The sequence below is a fragment of the Pseudomonas sp. IPO3778 genome, assembly GCF_013386825.1.
In the GTDB taxonomy this organism is placed as follows: Bacteria; Pseudomonadota; Gammaproteobacteria; order Pseudomonadales; family Pseudomonadaceae; genus Aquipseudomonas.
Window position 1 is genome coordinate 64,515 of the sequence record NZ_JACARC010000034.1, and the last position, 17,105, is coordinate 81,619.

General features: G+C 61.1%; 16 protein-coding genes. 8 read left to right on the forward strand and 8 right to left on the reverse strand.

What is annotated here, in order from left to right:
- Positions 1 to 26: 26 nt before the first annotated feature.
- The gene (locus HX855_RS16455) at positions 27 to 2,138 is read right to left on the reverse strand and encodes a bifunctional diguanylate cyclase/phosphodiesterase (protein WP_177087025.1); all 2,112 of its coding nucleotides are present in this window, start codon (positions 2,136 to 2,138) and stop codon (positions 27 to 29) included.
- A gap of 308 nt (positions 2,139 to 2,446) precedes the next feature.
- Between HX855_RS16455 and HX855_RS16460 the strand changes: the two genes are divergently transcribed.
- The 3 genes from HX855_RS16460 to HX855_RS16470 all read left to right on the forward strand — a co-directional run bounded on the left by HX855_RS16460 (position 2,447) and on the right by HX855_RS16470 (position 5,247).
- A complete protein-coding gene (locus HX855_RS16460) occupies positions 2,447 to 3,112 on the forward strand; it encodes a polysaccharide lyase family 7 protein (RefSeq protein WP_177087023.1) in 666 nt (221 codons plus the stop codon).
- A 141-nt stretch (positions 3,113 to 3,253) separates the two neighbouring features.
- Positions 3,254 to 4,483 carry an alanine racemase gene (alr, locus tag HX855_RS16465; protein ID WP_177087021.1) on the forward strand — a complete coding sequence of 410 codons (1,230 nt, stop codon included), beginning with the start codon at positions 3,254 to 3,256 and terminating at the stop codon, positions 4,481 to 4,483.
- 470 nt (positions 4,484 to 4,953) lie between these two features.
- Positions 4,954 to 5,247 (forward strand): hypothetical protein, encoded by a 294-nt coding sequence (locus HX855_RS16470; protein ID WP_008434070.1) that lies wholly within the window; start codon positions 4,954 to 4,956, stop codon positions 5,245 to 5,247.
- A 60-nt stretch (positions 5,248 to 5,307) separates the two neighbouring features.
- Here HX855_RS16470 and fba read toward each other — a convergent pair whose 3' ends face one another.
- From fba to tkt, 6 genes are all read right to left on the reverse strand, one after another.
- Entirely contained in the window at positions 5,308 to 6,372 is a 1,065-nt protein-coding gene (gene fba / locus HX855_RS16475) for a class II fructose-bisphosphate aldolase (RefSeq protein WP_003177554.1), read from the reverse strand.
- Between the two features lie 162 nt (positions 6,373 to 6,534).
- The gene (locus tag HX855_RS16480) at positions 6,535 to 6,870 is read right to left on the reverse strand and encodes an MliC family protein (protein ID WP_177087019.1); all 336 of its coding nucleotides are present in this window, start codon (positions 6,868 to 6,870) and stop codon (positions 6,535 to 6,537) included.
- Positions 6,871 to 6,930: 60 nt separating this feature from the next.
- Positions 6,931 to 7,158 carry a hypothetical protein gene (locus tag HX855_RS16485; RefSeq protein WP_177087016.1) on the reverse strand — a complete coding sequence of 76 codons (228 nt, stop codon included), beginning with the start codon at positions 7,156 to 7,158 and terminating at the stop codon, positions 6,931 to 6,933.
- Positions 7,159 to 7,187: 29 nt separating this feature from the next.
- Positions 7,188 to 8,351: a phosphoglycerate kinase gene (locus HX855_RS16490; protein ID WP_177087014.1), complete on the reverse strand. Its 1,164-nt coding sequence runs from the start codon at positions 8,349 to 8,351 to the stop codon at positions 7,188 to 7,190.
- Between the two features lie 19 nt (positions 8,352 to 8,370).
- Complete coding sequence (gene epd / locus HX855_RS16495) at positions 8,371 to 9,420, reverse strand: erythrose-4-phosphate dehydrogenase (protein ID WP_177087012.1); 1,050 nt, start codon at positions 9,418 to 9,420, stop codon at positions 8,371 to 8,373.
- A 170-nt stretch (positions 9,421 to 9,590) separates the two neighbouring features.
- Positions 9,591 to 11,588, reverse strand: coding sequence for a transketolase (gene tkt, locus HX855_RS16500; RefSeq protein ID WP_177087010.1), 1,998 nt, complete (start codon positions 11,586 to 11,588; stop codon positions 9,591 to 9,593).
- A gap of 247 nt (positions 11,589 to 11,835) precedes the next feature.
- Here tkt and HX855_RS16505 point away from each other — a divergent pair, with 247 nt between their 5' ends.
- From HX855_RS16505 to HX855_RS16525, 5 genes are all read left to right on the forward strand, one after another.
- Entirely contained in the window at positions 11,836 to 12,831 is a 996-nt protein-coding gene (locus tag HX855_RS16505) for a metalloregulator ArsR/SmtB family transcription factor (protein WP_177087008.1), read from the forward strand.
- 19 nt (positions 12,832 to 12,850) lie between these two features.
- Complete coding sequence (metK, locus tag HX855_RS16510) at positions 12,851 to 14,041, forward strand: methionine adenosyltransferase (protein WP_177087006.1); 1,191 nt, start codon at positions 12,851 to 12,853, stop codon at positions 14,039 to 14,041.
- Between the two features lie 112 nt (positions 14,042 to 14,153).
- On the forward strand, positions 14,154 to 14,429 hold the full coding sequence (locus HX855_RS16515) for a hypothetical protein (RefSeq protein ID WP_177086476.1): 276 nt from the start codon (positions 14,154 to 14,156) through the stop codon (positions 14,427 to 14,429).
- Positions 14,430 to 14,467: 38 nt separating this feature from the next.
- Positions 14,468 to 16,153, forward strand: a complete 1,686-nt coding sequence (gene ligB / locus HX855_RS16520) for an NAD-dependent DNA ligase LigB (RefSeq protein WP_375140085.1) — start codon at positions 14,468 to 14,470, stop codon at positions 16,151 to 16,153.
- 81 nt (positions 16,154 to 16,234) lie between these two features.
- Positions 16,235 to 16,630 (forward strand): DUF1090 domain-containing protein, encoded by a 396-nt coding sequence (locus HX855_RS16525; protein WP_177087004.1) that lies wholly within the window; start codon positions 16,235 to 16,237, stop codon positions 16,628 to 16,630.
- Positions 16,631 to 16,636: 6 nt separating this feature from the next.
- On the opposite strand, the gene HX855_RS16530 is transcribed toward HX855_RS16525, so the two are convergent.
- Entirely contained in the window at positions 16,637 to 17,086 is a 450-nt protein-coding gene (locus tag HX855_RS16530) for a cytochrome c (protein WP_088425324.1), read from the reverse strand.
- Positions 17,087 to 17,105 lie beyond the last annotated feature (19 nt).

Genomic DNA, 17,105 nt, shown 5'->3' on the forward strand with positions numbered 1-17,105 from the left:
TTTGAATGGGCGCCAGTGTAGCGAATTCAGCCGAGCGCTGCGCGCAGGTGCCAGTTGGCAATTTCATCGGCGGTCAACGGGGGTGCCACGTGCGGCCCCTGGATGAACTGGCACCCATTGGCCTTGAGCCATTGCGCTTGCACCTGGGTCTCAACGCCCTCGGCGATCACCAGCAGGTCGAAATGCCGGCACAGCTCGATAATGCTCCGTGCCATCGCCGCATCCCGGGATGAACCTGGCAGGCGCGCCACCAGCTTGGGGTCGAGCTTGAGGGTGTCGAACTCCAGGTCCCGCAGGTGCGCCAGGGAGCAATGGCCCGCGCCGAAGTCGTCCAGGGCGATCCGCACCCCCGCCTGGCGCAACAGCTTGAGCTGCTTGGTGGACTCGTCCAGGTTGTGCATCAGGCTTTCTTCGCTGATCTCCACTTCCAGTTGCCGGCCTTGCAGGGCATGTCGCTCCAGCACCTGCTGCAGTTGGCTGGCCAGGTTCGGCATATTGAACTGGCTGCTGCTCAAGCTCACGCTCAGCACCAACTCATCGCTGAGCCCCGCCTTCCACGCCTGCCGCTGCGCCGCCACCTGCTGGTAGATCCAGCTGCTCAACTGGCTGATCAACCGCGCCTCCTCCAGCAATGGCAAAAACAACCCAGGCGGCACATCGCCCACGCTCGGGTGCTGCCAACGCAGCAGCGCCTCGACGCCTCGCAGGTGGCCGTCGTGCAACGACACCTGCGGCTGGTACACCAGGGTGAAATCCTTGCTGTCGATGGCGCTGCGCACACTGTCTTCGAGCATCAGGCGCGAGCGGGCCCTGCCGTTCATTTCTTGATCGTAATAGCGATATTGCTGACGCCCGGCGCGCTTGGCTTCGTACATGGCCACGTCCGCCGCACGCAGCAGGCCGTTAAGGTCCGAGCCGCAGTCCGGGAACGTGGCGATGCCGATACTGACGCCGAGCATCACATCCAGGCCGTCGACCTGCTGACAGATCGACACCCGTTCGATCAGTTTTTCCGCAATCTTGGCCGCCTGCTCCGGGAACTCCAGCTCCAGCAACGCGGTGAATTCATCCCCGCCCATGCGGCCGAGGATGTCGTAGGCGCGCAGGCACGCCTTCAACTGCTCCGAGACCCAGCGCAATACCCGGTCACCGGCGTCGTGCCCCAGGGAATCATTGACCCGCTTGAACCCGTCCAGGTCCAGGTACAGCAGCACCAGCGACTGCTCGTTACGCTCGCTGCGCAACAGCACATTTTCCACCGCCTGGTGAAACCCGCGCCGGTTGAGCAGGCCGGTCAGCGGGTCCGTGACCGCCTGGTACTCCAACTGCTGATGCAGATGGCGCACCTCGGACATGTCCAGCACGGTGACCACCATGGCTTTCTGCTCGGCGGGCAACGGTGCACACGACATCGCCACCGGCAGTTGCTGGCCGGGCGCGGTGCGCAGGATCGCGTCGTGCAGGCGCCAGGTTTCGCCGCGTTTGTAGCCTTCGTACAAGGCAGAGTCAGACCAGCCAGGCACATGGGGCTTCTGCAGAAAGCCGAGGAACTCCGCGCCCTGGATCTCGGCAACCGGCGCATTCAGCAGCCGTGAAATCGCCGGGTTGGCGTAGCTGATCACGCCGTCTTCGCCCACCACCAGAATGCCTTCGGCGGCGTTGTCCAGCACCGACGCATTAAAGGCCCGGGCCGATTCCAGGTCATGACTCAGGCGTTGCAACGCACGGCGGTTGCGCTGGTGCTCCAGCAGGGCCTGGACCTTGGGCTTGAGAATATTGGGGTCGAAGGGTTTGAGCAGGTAGTCGATGGCGCCACTGGCATACCCCTCCAGCATCGCCGCCGGCGACTGGGCGTGGGCACTGAGAAAGATGATCGGGGTCAGTTGCGTGCGCTGGCTGCCCCGCATCAGCCGGGCCACCTCGAACCCGTCCATGCCGGGCATCATCACATCCAGCAGCACCAGGTCGACGTCATGTTCGAGCAGCAACCCCAGGGCTTCAATCCCGGACGCCGCCGTCACTACCTGCCAGTCTTCACGCTGCAATAGCGCACGCATGCTGATCAGGTTTTCGGGATAGTCATCGACCACCAAAAGCACTGAGCAACCATCGCGGGGCTTGATTGGAGCGCATTCCATTGCTGCTTCTCTTCCGTTTGAGTCACTCCGGTCATTTTTGCGACAAAACCGGATAAACAATAAGGGGTCACTCTAGACCCGGATCCTCGAAAGCAGAAGCCATGACAGTGCCATCATCGCGCCAAAGTCCAGACAACCGACTAACGGTCAGTGTCTACAGCCCCCGATTTACGGGAAACATGGCTTTTTGACATTTGTTTGGCGCCAACAAACCGCCATAAAATCATTAACAATCCATTTCCAGCCACCTATAAAGAAAGTGCCCGCTCTCGAGCCGCAACCTTCTCCCCCTGTTTAAGGCGCTTTCAATGATTGATCTGTCCACCTGGAACCTGAGCATCCCCGTTGGCTCCCCGCCCTCGACCATCGACACCCCAAAACTGCTCAGCGGGTTCAAGGACCAATACTTCCAGGCCGAAGGCAGCAGCGTGCAATTCTGGACCCCGGTCACCGGCACACGTACCGAAAACGCTGTTTACCCCCGCAGCGAACTGCGGGAAACCTACGCCGATGGTCGCCTGCGCAACTGGCTGTACAGCGACGCCGATAACTTCCTGCGGGCCACCCTGGCGGTCAACCAGGTGCCGTCTTCCGGCAAGGTCGTGATCGGTCAAATCCACGCCTATGACAGCCAGAAACCGCTGATCAAGGTCGAGTACCAGTACAAGGAAAAAACCCAGACCGGCAACATCGTCGCCAAGGTGCGCATGCGCCCCGATGAAGATGAAGGCCGGGTGATTATCGTTGCCGAAAACGTACCGCTGGACCGCAACTTCACCTACGTCATCCACCTGAATAAAGCCGGCCTGTTGAGCGTCGACGCCGCCAGCGGGCAATGGAACGAACGCATTGGCGCGGCGTGGGGCAAACAGCCGCTGTACTTCAAGGCCGGTGCCTACGTGCAGGACAACAGCGGCAACAGCAAGGAAGGCGCCCGGGTGACGTTTGCCAAGCTGGACATTGACCACGACTGACGCTGATTCGCTTCAGCGACCGGTCCCACGACGCTTTAGGACAGAACCGCGACCCAGGGTCTCGACTTTCTTGTAGGACAATCCGAGTATGGCGCCGCGCACGCGCACTACCCCCTATAAGAAAGTCATGGAGACTGCCCAATGCCCTTTTCCCGCACCCTGCTCGCCCTCTCCCTGGGCATGGCTCTGCTGCAAAACCCGGCCTTCGCCGCCCCGCCTCTCTCGATGGCCGACGGGGTGGCCCAGGTCAATATCCAGGACAGCAACGCCTGGGTTGAAATCAACAAGGTCGCCTTCGAAAACAACATCCGCACCCTGCAAGCCAGCCTCGCCGACAAATCGAAAATCTGCGCCGTGCTCAAGGCGGATGCCTACGGCCACGGCATCGGCTTGCTGATGCCTTCGGTGATCAAACTGGGCGTGCCCTGTGTCGGCATCGCCAGCAACGAAGAAGCCCGCGTGGTCCGTGAAAGCGGCTTCAAGGGCCAACTGATCCGCGTACGCACCGCCGCCCTGAGCGAGCTGGAAGCTGCGCTGCCGTATAACGTCGAAGAGCTGGTGGGCAACCTGGACTTCGCCGTGCGCGCCAGCCTGATCGCCGAAAACCACGGCCGCCCGCTGGTCGTGCACCTGGGCCTGAATTCCAGCGGCATGAGCCGCAACGGCGTGGAAATGACCACCGCCCAAGGCCGCCGCGACGCCGTAGCCATTACCAAGGTGCCGAACCTGCAGGTGACGGCGATCATGACCCACTTCGCCGTCGAAGACGCCGCCGACGTGCGCACCGGGCTCAAGGCATTCAATGAACAGGCCAACTGGCTGATCAACGTCGCCCAACTCGACCGCAACAAAATCACCCTGCACGCGGCCAACTCCTTCGCCACCCTGGAAGTGCCCGAGTCGCGGCTGGACATGGTTCGTCCGGGCGGCCTGCTGTTTGGCGATACCGTGCCCTCGTTCACCGAGTACAAACGGGTGATGCAATTCAAATCCCACGTGGCGTCGGTCAACAGCTATCCGAAGGGCAACACCGTGGGCTACGACCGCACCTACACCCTGGGGCGGGATTCGAAACTGGCAAACATCACCGTCGGCTATTCCGACGGCTACCGCCGGGCGTTCACCAACAAGGGCGTGGTGCTGATCAACGGCCATCGCGTGCCGGTGGTGGGTAAGGTGTCGATGAACACGTTGATGGTGGATGTCACCGACGTGCCAACCGTGAAGAGCGGCGATGAGGTGGTGTTGTTCGGCAAACAGGGCGCGGTGGAGACCAGCCAGGCGGAGGTTGAAGACATCAACGGGGCGTTGCTGGCGGATCTGTATACGGTGTGGGGTAACTCGAATCCGAAGGTGCTGGTGGAGAACTAAGTCTCCTCACGTCTCGTAGGCACTGTCCTATGGACCCAAGGATCATTCGGTGATTAACACAATCGTTTAAACAACACTTATCCCTGTGGGAGCCGGGCTTGCCCGCGATGGCGGTGTATCAGTCACAGAATAAGTTGGCTGACCCACCGCCATCGCGGGCAAGCCCAGCTCCCACAGGGGCTTTGTGTCCTACAGGGCCGTTGCGGTGAATCGGAGCGCCGCTTATAGTTCGCCCCGTCGCCGGCATTGAACGGCGATAGGGTTTCGCAGCCCTACAGAGTTAATACCGTACCCGTCAAAATACGACATAGGCAGTCCTGCCAATGCTCGGCTTTTTATGGCGGTTGTACGTGGGAGACCTTCGGGTCTGCCGGGTCTTAACTCCTCGGTCTGCGAACCCGCGTACAGCTGCCACCCTATTTGTTTCGCAGCAAACGGTGGCCAATTTTCTTTTGAGTTAAGGATTTGCCATGAAGCCACAACTCCCACCCCGCCGTTTCACCCCTTGCACCGAAACAGCCACCGAATACCCCGTGCTATTGATCGACAGCGATGCACCACTCACGGACCTGCACGCCTGCCTGCGTGAACGCCTCAACGCCGCCCTCGAACACCTCAACCTGATGGCCTGCTCCAGCCTGCCCGATTTTGCGGAGCGTGACCTGAACCACGTAGCCAACACCGCCCGCATCCTGGTGCAGGACGTAAGCGACGTATTCCGCGTCATCGAATACCGCGGCTTCGACACCCCCGCAGCCGCCTGATCAAATTTCAGCCACAAAAAAGCCCGCATCACTGCGGGCTTTTTCATGAACGTGTAGGGCTTAGTTGACCTTGGCGTTCAACTCACCTTTCAGGTAACGCTGGTACATCGCTTCCAACGAGATCGGCTTGATCTTCGAAGCGTTGCCCGCCGTACCGAAGGCTTCGTAACGCGCGATGCACACGTCACGCATGGCAGTCACGGTAGCGCCGAAGAATTTACGTGGGTCGAACTCGCTCGGGTTGGTGGCCATCAGGCGACGCATCGCACCGGTGGAGGCCAGGCGCAGGTCGGTGTCGATGTTGACCTTGCGCACGCCGTACTTGATGCCTTCAACGATTTCTTCAACCGGCACGCCGTAGGTTTCTTTGATGTCGCCGCCGTACTGGTTGATGATCGCCAGCCACTCTTGCGGTACCGAGGAAGAACCGTGCATCACAAGGTGGGTGTTAGGGATGCGCTTGTGGATTTCCTTGATGCGGTCGATGGCCAGCACGTCGCCGGTAGGCGGCTTGGTGAACTTGTAGGCGCCGTGGCTGGTGCCGATGGCGATAGCCAAGGCGTCAACCTGGGTCTTTTTCACGAAGTCGGCGGCTTCTTCCGGATCGGTCAGCATTTGGCTGTGATCCAGTACGCCTTCGGCGCCGATGCCGTCTTCTTCACCAGCCATGCCGGTTTCCAGGGAACCCAGGCAACCCAGCTCGCCTTCAACCGAAACGCCGCAGGCGTGAGCCATGGCCACGGTTTGCTGGGTGACGCGTACGTTGTATTCGTAGTCGGTCGGGGTCTTGCCGTCTTCGCCCAGGGAACCGTCCATCATCACCGAGCTGAAGCCCAGCTGGATGGAACGCTGGCACACGTCAGGGCTGGTGCCGTGGTCCTGGTGCATGCACACCGGGATGTGCGGGAATTCTTCGATCGCGGCGAGGATCAGGTGACGCAGGAACGGAGCACCGGCGTATTTGCGCGCACCGGCCGAAGCCTGGACGATCACTGGAGAGTCAGTCTTGTCAGCGGCTTCCATGATGGCGCGCATCTGCTCAAGGTTGTTGACGTTGAAGGCTGGAACGCCATAGCCGAATTCGGCTGCGTGGTCCAACATCTGGCGCATGCTGATAAGTGCCATTGTGAGTCTCTCTCCCGGTCGAGGGTCGTTAATCGTGCAAGCCTGCCGTAGCGGCGGCTGCTATTCAAGTTATTGAAGGTCAGGCTTTCAATGCCTGCCCTGCTTAATCGTTAAACCAATGTTTCGGTGCGGCTGATGGCCCCTTCGCAGGCAAGCCAGCTCCTACATCGCTTTACAGCCGCGCCCGATCAAATCATCGGTGGCAACCCAGTAAACCAGGCCTTCCTCACCTTTTGTGTGAAACGCCAACTGGCCGTCGCTGTATTGCACGCCCGAGGCTGCGACTTCCTGCTTGAGGCGATAAACCTGGTCCGAACCACCCAGGCGTACATCCACCTGGGTGTGGGCCTGGTCGGCAAAGCGCCAGTTGACTTGCGCCTGGCTGTCACACGTCCAGGTGGTCCATTTGTCTACGGGCTCAGCCTGCTTGTTGAACATGTTCAGGTGGGTGCATCCGGCCAATAAAGCCAGTGCTGCCAGGGCGAAAACGCCTTTCATTGCCAATCCTCAAGCGGCGACCTGCGGCCACCGCTGCTGTCGGTTATTGAATCAGACCCGTCAAGGGCAACCCTGTTCCTGACCTTTGGGCGGGGAATCGTATTTCTCCAACCCGTCGGGCCCGATGCGCTTGTTGATCACCGGCATGGTTTCGGCTTGCCAGTCGGCCTGGTAGCAGCTCTTTCGCGGCGCAGCCCCGGCCTTTTCAGGCTCGGGCGCCGCTTTGGGGGGGCTGCCGCAGCCGGCCAACAGGCCCGCTGCGATCACCAGTGCCAACGACTTGATCATCGGAATGCTCCTTTTCCTCAGCAAGTGCCTCAGCCCTTCGCCCGGCTTTCCAGCACTTCAACGGCCGGCAGTACCTTGCCTTCGACGAATTCGAGGAATGCACCGCCACCGGTAGAAATGTAGGAGATCTGGTCAGCAACGCCATATTTATCGATGGCCGCCAGGGTGTCACCACCGCCGGCAATGGAGAACGCCGAGCTTTCAGCGATGGCGTGAGCCAGCACTTTGGTGCCGTTGCCGAACTGGTCGAACTCGAACACGCCCACCGGACCGTTCCACAGGATGGTCCGGGACGATTTCAGCAGTTCAGCGAAGTTGGCTGCCGTTTGCGGGCCGATATCCAGGATCATGTCGTCGGCGGCCACGTCAGCGATCAGCTTGACGGTGGCTTCGGCGCTTTCGGCGAACTCTTTGGCGACGACCACGTCCACTGGCAGCGGCACGCTGACCTTGGCGGCGATGGCGCGGGCGGTGTCCAGCAGGTCCGGCTCGTACAGCGACTTGCCCACCGGGTGGCCGGCAGCGGCCAGGAAGGTGTTGGCAATGCCGCCGCCGACGATCAGCTGGTTGCAGATCTGGCTCAGGCTGTTCAATACGTCGAGCTTGGTGGACACCTTGGAGCCGGCAACGATGGCCGCCATCGGTTGGGCCGGAGCGCCCAGGGCCTTGCCCAGTGCGTCCAGTTCAGCCGCCAGCAACGGGCCAGCCGCCGCAACCTTGGCAAACTTGGCCACGCCGTGGGTCGAACCTTCGGCGCGGTGAGCGGTGCCGAAGGCGTCCATCACGAACACGTCGCACAGGGCGGCGTATTGCTGGGCCAGTTCGTCGCTGTTCTTTTTCTCGCCCTTGTTGAAGCGTACGTTTTCGAACAGCACGATGTCGCCGGCCTTCACGTCCACGCCGTTCAGGTAGTCGGCCACCAGCGGCACGTCGCGGCCCAGGGCCTTGCTCAGGTACTCGGCCACAGGCTTGAGGCTGTTTTCGGCCGAGAACTCACCTTCGGTCGGGCGACCCAGGTGGGAGCAGACCATCACGGCCGCGCCTTTTTCCAGGGCCAGCTTGATGGTCGGCAGCGAGGCCAGGATTCGCGCATCGCTGGTGACAACACCGTCCTTGACTGGGACGTTGAGGTCTTCGCGGATCAGTACGCGCTTACCTTGCAGATCGAGGTCGGTCATCTTCAACACGGTCATGGGTGGCAATTCCTGAGAGCTAAAGTTGTGGAGAGGCTGTTTGCAGGTAGTGTTCTGCAACGTCCAGCATACGGTTGGCAAACCCCCATTCGTTGTCGAACCAAGCCAGGATGTTCACCAGCCGGGGGCCGGAAACACGGGTCTGGCTGGCATCGACGATGGCCGAATGCGGGTCGTGGTTGAAATCACAGCTGGCGTGCGGCAACTCGGTGTAGGCCAAAAGCCCTTTGAGCGGGCCGCTGGTGGCGGCGTCGCGCAAGATCCGGTTGACCTCACTGGCGTCGGTGTCGCTGACGGTTTGCATGGTGATGTCCAGGCACGACACATTTACCGTCGGTACCCGTACGGCTTTGGCCTGGATTCGCCCGGCAAGTTCCGGCAACAGTCGCTCGATACCTCGCGCCAGGCCGGTGGACACCGGAATCACTGACTGAAAGGCCGAACGTGTACGACGCAGGTCTTCATGGTGGTAGGCATCGATCACTGGCTGATCGTTCATCGCCGAGTGAATGGTGGTGATCGACACGTACTCCAGGCCAATGGCCTGGTCCAGCAGGCGCAACAGCGGCACGCCGCAGTTGGTGGTGCAGGAGGCGTTGGACACCAGCAGCTCGGCGCCGGTCAGGCAATCCTGATTGACGCCGTAGACGATGGTGGCGTCCACATCCGCCTCGCTGGCCATCGGCTGGGAGAACAATACCCGTGGCGCACCGGCGTCGAGAAAACGCTGGCCATCGGCACGGGTGTGATAAGCACCGGAGCATTCCAGCACCAGGTCGACGTCCAGCGCAGCCCAGTCGATGCCCTCGGGAGTGGCACTGCGCAAGACCTTCACGCAGTTGCCATTAATATGCAGACAATCGTCCTCGACCCGCACTTCGCCGGGGAACCGGCCGTGGGTGGAGTCAAAGCGTGTCAGGTATTCGATGCTGGCCATGTCAGCCAGATCGTTGATCGCGACAATTTCAAACCCGGCCGCCGCCCCTCGCTCGAACAGAGCACGCAAGACGCAACGACCAATCCGGCCGTAGCCGTTGAGTGCAACTTTGTAGGGACGCGGTTGAGGCATGGGGTTCTCGCATTGTGGGCGACACAAACCATTGTAGGAGCGAGCTTGCTCGCGAAGAGCCCGAGAGCGCCGCGTTAAACCAGAAACGCTGCGTTATCGTTGACGATCTTCGCGAGCAAGCTCGCTCCTACAGTGGGTGCGGCAACCAAATGGTCACCGCGTTCGAGCTTTTAGTCTTCCAGCAATTCTTCAGCCTGACCCAGGATGTTTTCCAGGGTGAAACCGAACTCTTCGAACAACGCTGGCGCCGGCGCCGACTCACCGTAGGTGGTCATGCCGATCACACGGCCTTCCAGGCCCACGTACTTGTACCAGTAGTCGGCGTGAGCCGCTTCGATGGCGATACGTGCGCTGACCTGCAACGGCAATACCGATTGCTTGTAGTCGGCATCCTGGGCTTCGAAGACGCTGGTGCACGGCATGGAAACCACACGCACGTTGCGACCGGCGGCGGTCAGCTTGTCGTACGCCTGAACCGCCAGGCCCACTTCGGAACCGGTGGAGATCAGGATCAGCTCCGGCTCGCCGATGCAGTCTTTCAGCACATAGCCACCACGGCTGATGCCTTCGATCTGCGCCGCGTCGCGGGTTTGGTGCTGCAGGTTCTGACGGGAGAAGATCAGAGCCGAAGGGCCGTCTTTACGCTCGATCGCGTGCTTCCAGGCCACAGCCGATTCGACCGCGTCCGATGGGCGCCAGGTGTCCAGGTTCGGCGTGGTGCGCAGGCTGGTCAGTTGCTCGACCGGCTGGTGCGTCGGGCCGTCTTCGCCCAGGCCGATGGAGTCGTGGGTGTAGACGAAAATCACACGTTTCTTCATCAACGACGCCATACGCACGGCGTTGCGCGCGTATTCCATGAACATCAGGAAGGTCGCGCCGTAAGGCACCAGGCCGCCGTGCAGGGCAACGCCGTTCATGATGGCGCTCATGCCGAACTCGCGCACACCGTAGTACATGTAGTTACCGCTGGCGTCTTCAGCCGAGACGCCTTTGCAACCTTTCCACAGGGTCAGGTTGGAACCGGCCAGGTCAGCCGAACCGCCGAGGAACTCCGGCAGCAACGGGCCGAAAGCGTTCAGGGTGTTCTGGCTGGCTTTACGGCTGGCGATGGTTTCGCCCTTGGCCGCCACTTCGGCGATGTAGGCCGCGGCTTTTTCCGAGAAGTCGGCAGGCAAGTCGCCGGCCAGGCGGCGTACCAGCTCGTTGGCCAACTCAGGGAATTCGGCGGAGTAGGCCGCGAAACGCTGGTCCCACTCGGCTTCGGCGGCCAGGCCGGCTTCCTTGGCGTCCCACTCGGCGTAGATGTCGGCCGGGATTTCGAACGGGCCGTGGGTCCACTTCAGCGCAGCGCGGGTCAGGGCGATTTCCGCGTCACCCAGTGGGGCGCCGTGGCAGTCTTCCTTGCCTTGCTTGTTCGGCGAACCGAAGCCGATGGTGGTCTTGCAGCAGATCAGGGTCGGCTGCTCGCTCTTGCGGGCGGTATCGATGGCGGTCTTGATCTCTTCAGGATCGTGACCGTCGACATTGCGGATCACCTGCCAGTTGTAGGCTTCGAAACGCTTTGGCGTATCGTCGGTGAACCAGCCTTCGACTTCGCCGTCGATGGAGATGCCGTTGTCATCGTAGAAGGCAATCAGCTTGCCCAGGCCCAGGGTACCGGCCAGGGAAGCGACTTCGTGGGAAATGCCTTCCATCATGCAGCCATCACCCAGGAACACGTAGGTGTGGTGGTCGACAACGTTGTGGTTTGGACGGTTGAACTGCGCGCCCAGCACTTTTTCAGCCAGGGCAAAGCCCACGGCGTTGGCCAGGCCCTGGCCCAGCGGGCCGGTGGTGGTCTCGACGCCAGGGGTGTAGCCGTATTCCGGGTGGCCCGGGGTGCGGCTGTGGATCTGGCGGAAGTTTTTCAGGTCGTCGATGGTGACGTCGTAGCCGGTCAGGTGCAGCAACGAGTAGATCAGCATCGAGCCGTGGCCGTTGGACAGGATGAACCGGTCACGGTCGGCGAACGACGGGTTGCTCGGGTTGTGTTTCAGGTAGTCACGCCAAAGTACCTCGGCGATATCCGCCATGCCCATCGGGGCACCGGGATGGCCGCTGTTGGCTTTTTGCACGGCATCCATGCTGAGGGCACGAATGGCGTTGGCACGCTCACGACGGCTGGGCATCGCTGATCTCCTGGAGTTGAATAAAAGAAACGGAAAAAAGGACCGGCATTTTCCCTCAGCCACCGCCTGCGGGCAATGACAGATAGTCACTTGAGGGTGTTTTTCCTGCGGATTGGCTGGAGAAACCGTTCACCGGTTCGTCCAAGGGTTATAGCGACTGCTTATAACCACCGATTATCGACCAATATCAAAACTTTTTGATATTGGCCTTGCAGGGTTTTCCTGCCGTCTCTAGACTGCTGGCCTTATGAACTTAAGCGCACCTTCCATTCGCCCCGACGACAGCGACGAGCTGGCAGCCCTGTGCAAGGCAGGCGGCGATCCGTTGCGCCTGAATGTACTGCGTGCGCTGACCAACGACTCGTTCGGGGTACTGGAGCTGGCACAGATCTTCGCCATCGGCCAATCCGGCATGAGCCACCATTTAAAGGTACTGGCCCAGGCCGACCTGGTGGCCACCCGCCGTGAAGGTAATGCGATTTTTTACCGTCGCGCCCTGCCCCACACCGAACAGTTGGGCGGCAAGCTGCACGCCGCGCTGCTGGAAGAAGTAGACGACCTGACCCTGCCGGTGGATGTTCAATCGCGCATCAGCCAGGTGCACGGGCAACGCGCTGCCGCCAGCCAGGACTTTTTCTCACGGGTAGCCGACAAGTTTCGCGCCCAGCAGGACCTGATCGCCGGGTTGGCGCAATACCGCGACAGCGTGCTGGCACTTTTGGACAAGCTGAGCTTCAGTGATGAGGCCACGGCGATCGAAGTGGGCCCCGGTGACGGCGGTTTTCTTCCGGAACTGGCACGCCGCTTTCATCAGGTCACGGCGCTGGACAACAGCCCGGCGATGCTGGAGCTGGCCCGCCAGTTGTGTGAGCGCGAGTCGCTGGGCAATGTCCGCCTGCAGTTGGCGGACGCCCTGAATGACACCAGCCTGCAGGCCGATTGCGTGGTGCTGAACATGGTCCTGCACCATTTCGCGGCCCCGGCAGAAGCCCTCAAGCAGATGGCAAATTTGCTGCAACCAGGCGGCAGCCTGTTGATTACGGATTTATGCAGCCACAACCAGAGTTGGGCCAGGGAGGCCTGCGGTGATCTCTGGCTGGGTTTTGAACAGGACGATCTGGCTCGTTGGGCCACCGCTGCGGGACTCGTTCCCGGGGAAAGCCTCTATGTAGGTTTACGTAATGGTTTCCAGATTCAGGTCCGCCATTTTCAGCGGCCGGCTGGCGACACTCACCATCGGTAAATATCAGGAAAACATCGAGATGAGCGAATACTCCCTTTTCACCTCCGAGTCCGTGTCTGAAGGGCATCCGGACAAAATCGCCGACCAGATTTCTGATGCGGTGCTGGACGCCATCATCGCCGAAGACAAGTTCGCCCGCGTGGCGTGCGAGACGCTGGTGAAAACGGGCGTGGCGATCATCGCCGGTGAAGTCACCACCTCTGCCTGGGTCGACCTGGAGCAGATCGTTCGTGACGTGATCACCGACATCGGCTACAACAGCTCCGACGTCGGCTTCGACGGCGCGACCTGCGGCGTGATGAACATCATCGGCAAGCAGTCCCCTGACATCAACCAAGGTGTCGACCGTGCCAAGCCTGAAGATCAGGGCGCCGGCGACCAGGGCCTGATGTTCGGCTATGCCAGCAACGAAACCGACGTGCTGATGCCAGCACCGATCACCTTCTCTCACCAGTTGGTGAAGCGCCAGGCCGAAGCCCGTAAATCCGGTGCGTTGCCATGGCTGCGCCCGGACGCCAAGTCCCAGGTGACCTGCCGCTACGAAGGCGGCAAAGTCGTTGCCATCGACGCCGTCGTGCTGTCGACCCAGCACAACCCGGAAGTTTCCTACGCAGACCTGCGCGAAGGCGTCATGGAACTGATCGTCAAGCATGTGCTGCCTGCCGAACTGCTGACCAAAGACACTCAGTTCCACATCAACCCGACCGGCCAGTTCATCATTGGTGGCCCGGTGGGCGACTGCGGCCTGACCGGCCGCAAGATCATCGTCGACAGCTACGGCGGCATGGCCCGTCACGGCGGTGGCGCGTTCTCCGGCAAGGATCCCTCCAAGGTTGACCGTTCCGCAGCCTACGCTGGTCGTTATGTCGCCAAGAACATCGTGGCTGCCGGCCTGGCCGAACGTTGCGAGATTCAAGTGTCCTACGCCATCGGTGTGGCACAGCCTACGTCGATCTCGCTGAACACCTTCGGTACCGGCAAGATCAGCGACGACAAGATCGTCAAGCTGGTGCGTGAGATCTTCGACCTGCGTCCGTACGCAATCACCACCATGCTCGACCTGCTGCACCCGATGTACCAGGAAACTGCAGCCTACGGCCACTTCGGTCGTACCCCGGAGCAGAAGACCGTCGGCAACGACACCTTCACCACGTTCACCTGGGAAAAGACCGACCGCGCCAACGACCTGCGCACTGCCGCCGGCCTGTAAGCCCTGCGGTGTACACAAAGCCCTGCCGGGTTCTCCCGGCAGGGCTTTTTATTGCCGGATGATTGGCGGGCACTGTTCACGTCCTTTGGATCCACTGCTTGCAGGCTAAATAATGGCCCACCAGAATCCGCGCCCTCCCGGGTCTTCACCTCTTTCCAATGGCGAAGAGATGAACGTGAAGGCCATGCAGGCCGCCCTGGATCAAGCAAACAAAGGTTGCAAAAAAGTCGGCGAGTCTCAGGACAAGCTCGATGCCGGCCAGCAAAAGCAGCAGGCCATGGCGGACAGCAATGACACCGTGAGCGCCCTGGGCGGTCTGTTCAAGTCAGCAGAAACATCGGGTAAAAAGCCTCGCGGTTGCGGGGCTTTTTTATGCCCGCCGGGATGACTTAGGCTGGGCGCCCTTTCAGAGCAAGGATGCTCATGATGACGTCGCCTATGCGCTTGCTGCTTTTCTTTTTACTCAGCTTTTCGCCGCTCATTGCCTGGGCGCGGGAGTGTCCCGACTGGGAGGCCGATCAGGCCCAGGCCCAGATCACCACTCTGGCGCAGCAAGTCACGTTGTGGGATGACAGCTACCACCGGCTCGGCCAGTCATTGATCAGCGATGAGCTCTACGACCAGGCCCGCCAGCGCCTTGCCCAATGGCGCAGGTGTTTCGTCCCCTCTGTTCCAGTTACAGACAACCCATTGGGCAGCGCGCGAGGCACCATCGCCCACTCGACGCCACACACCGGCCTTGAAAAACTGCTGGATGATCGCGCGGCTGAAGCCTGGCTGAACACTCGCCAAGACGTATGGATTCAGCCCAAGGTCGATGGCGTCGCCGTCACACTGGTTTACCGCAAGGGCCGGCTAAGCCAGGTCATCAGTCGCGGCGACGGCCGGCTGGGGCAGGACTGGTCAGCCTCCGCCCGCAGGATTCCCGGGATCATCCAGCAACTGCCCGAACCCGTTGACCTGCTGTTGCAAGGTGAGCTCTATTGGCGACTGAACGACCACGTGCAGGCTGCCACAGGTGGCAGCGGCGCCCGCGGCAAAGTGGCCGGCTTGATGAATCGCCGGCAGTTGAGCGAAGCCGATGCCGCCACGATTGGCCTGTTTGTCTGGGCCTGGCCCGAAGGCCCCGATGATTTTTCCGAGCGCCTGAGCCAGCTGGCGCAATGGGGTTTTACCGACAGTGCCCGCTACAGCCATCCGGTCAAGGACATTACCGAAGCGGCGCACTGGCGCAGCTACTGGTACAGCCACCCCCTGCCCTTCGCCAGCGACGGCGTGGTGCTGCACCAAAGTCAGCGGGCGCCGGCCGAGCGCTGGCGGGTCAGTGCGCCGTATTGGGCGGTGGCCTGGAAGTACCCGGTGGTCAAGGCGCTGGCCCAGGTACGCAAGGTGCACTTCAAGATTGGCCGCACCGGGCGCATCACCTCCATCCTGGAGTTGGAGCCGGTACTGCTCGATGACCGGAAAATCAGCCGGGTCAGCGTTGGCTCCCTGAAGCGCTGGGAGGAACTGGATATTCGCCCGGGCGACCAGGTGTCCATCAGCCTCGCCGGTCAAGTCATCCCACGCCTTGACCGTGTCATCTTGCGCAGCCAGCCACGGGTCGAACTGCAGATCCCCCGGGCCAAAGACTTCCACCCCCTGAGTTGCTGGCAACTGTCCCCAGGCTGTGAGGAGCAACTGCTTGCGCGCCTGACCTGGCTGAGTGGCGCCCAGGGCCTGGCCCTGCCCCATATCGGCCGTGAAACCTGGAACACCTTGATTCAGGCCGGTCTAATCGGTGGCCTGCTCGATTGGTTAACCCTGGATGAGGCAGAGCTTGCTAACATTGACGGCTTCGGTGAACGCAGCAGCGTGCGTTTGCTCGACAGCTTGCGCAGCGCCCGGCAGCGACCGTTCGCGCAATGGCTGATGGCCCTGGGAGTACCGCCCACGGCCCGCAACAATCTACAAGGCGGCTGGCAAACCCTGGCCGCCAAAGACACTCAGGCCTGGCTGGCCGAGGACGGCATAGGCCCGGGCCGCGCGGCGCAATTGAGCGCTTTTTTTCGCGACCCGCAGGTGCTGGCCTTGAGTGAGACATTACGGGCTGCCGGGATAGAGGGTTTTTGACCTCTGCCCGGCGGCATTAAGCGGTGCCGGCAGAATTCATCCTGCCCACCTGATTGCGACCTTGTTCACCTTGGAGCCTTTATGAAATTTCTTGCACCTTTTGCCCTGTTGACCGTCGCCACCCTTATGGCCACGCCACTGCTGGCGGCCGAGGAAACCCAGCCACTCACCGGCTGCGCCGCCAAGCGCCAGGCCATCAGCACCCAGATCGAAGAAGCCAAGGCCCACGGCAACAGCGAACAGCAAGCCGGCCTGGAAAAAGCCCTGAGTGAGGTCACTGCCAACTGCACCGACGCGTCCTTGAAAAAGGAGCGCGAAAACAAAGTGCTCGACGCCAAGCACGAAGTCAGCCGCCGTCAGGCCGACCTCGACAAGGCCATGAAAAAGGGTGACTCCGACAAGATCAACAAGCGCAAGGACAAGCTGGCCCAGTCACGCAAGGACTTGCAGGAAGCCCTCGACGAACTGGACAAGTAAGACGCCTCAGTGATCGCGAAACTGTTTATGGCAGGCGGTGCAGGCATCTTCGACTTTCTGCACGGCCGGCCCGAGATTGCTGGCCTTGTAAGGCTGGACCTGGCTGGCGATCACCAATTCACCGGTGGCCGCTTCAAGGTTTCGGGCCATTTCCTGGAAGCGTGCCTGTTGCTGCCACACATCGTCCTTGGCGCTGGTGTGATCTTCTTCACGCACGCTCGGGAAATGTTTCCACGGCTCATGGGACAACGCATCGAGCTTGACTGCGCCTTCGGCAAATTTAGCGCCGTCGAACGGAATACGCCCACGCAGCATGCCGCCCAGGTCTTCGCCGGTCTTGAGCATCTGCTTGAAAATCGCCTTGCGCTGGCCAAGGGGCGAATTAGGATCAACCCCGCCGCAGGCGGAGAGTGTCAGGCAGGCCAGCAATACAACGGTCAGTCTTTTAAAAGTCATGATGGCTCAAGGTCACGGG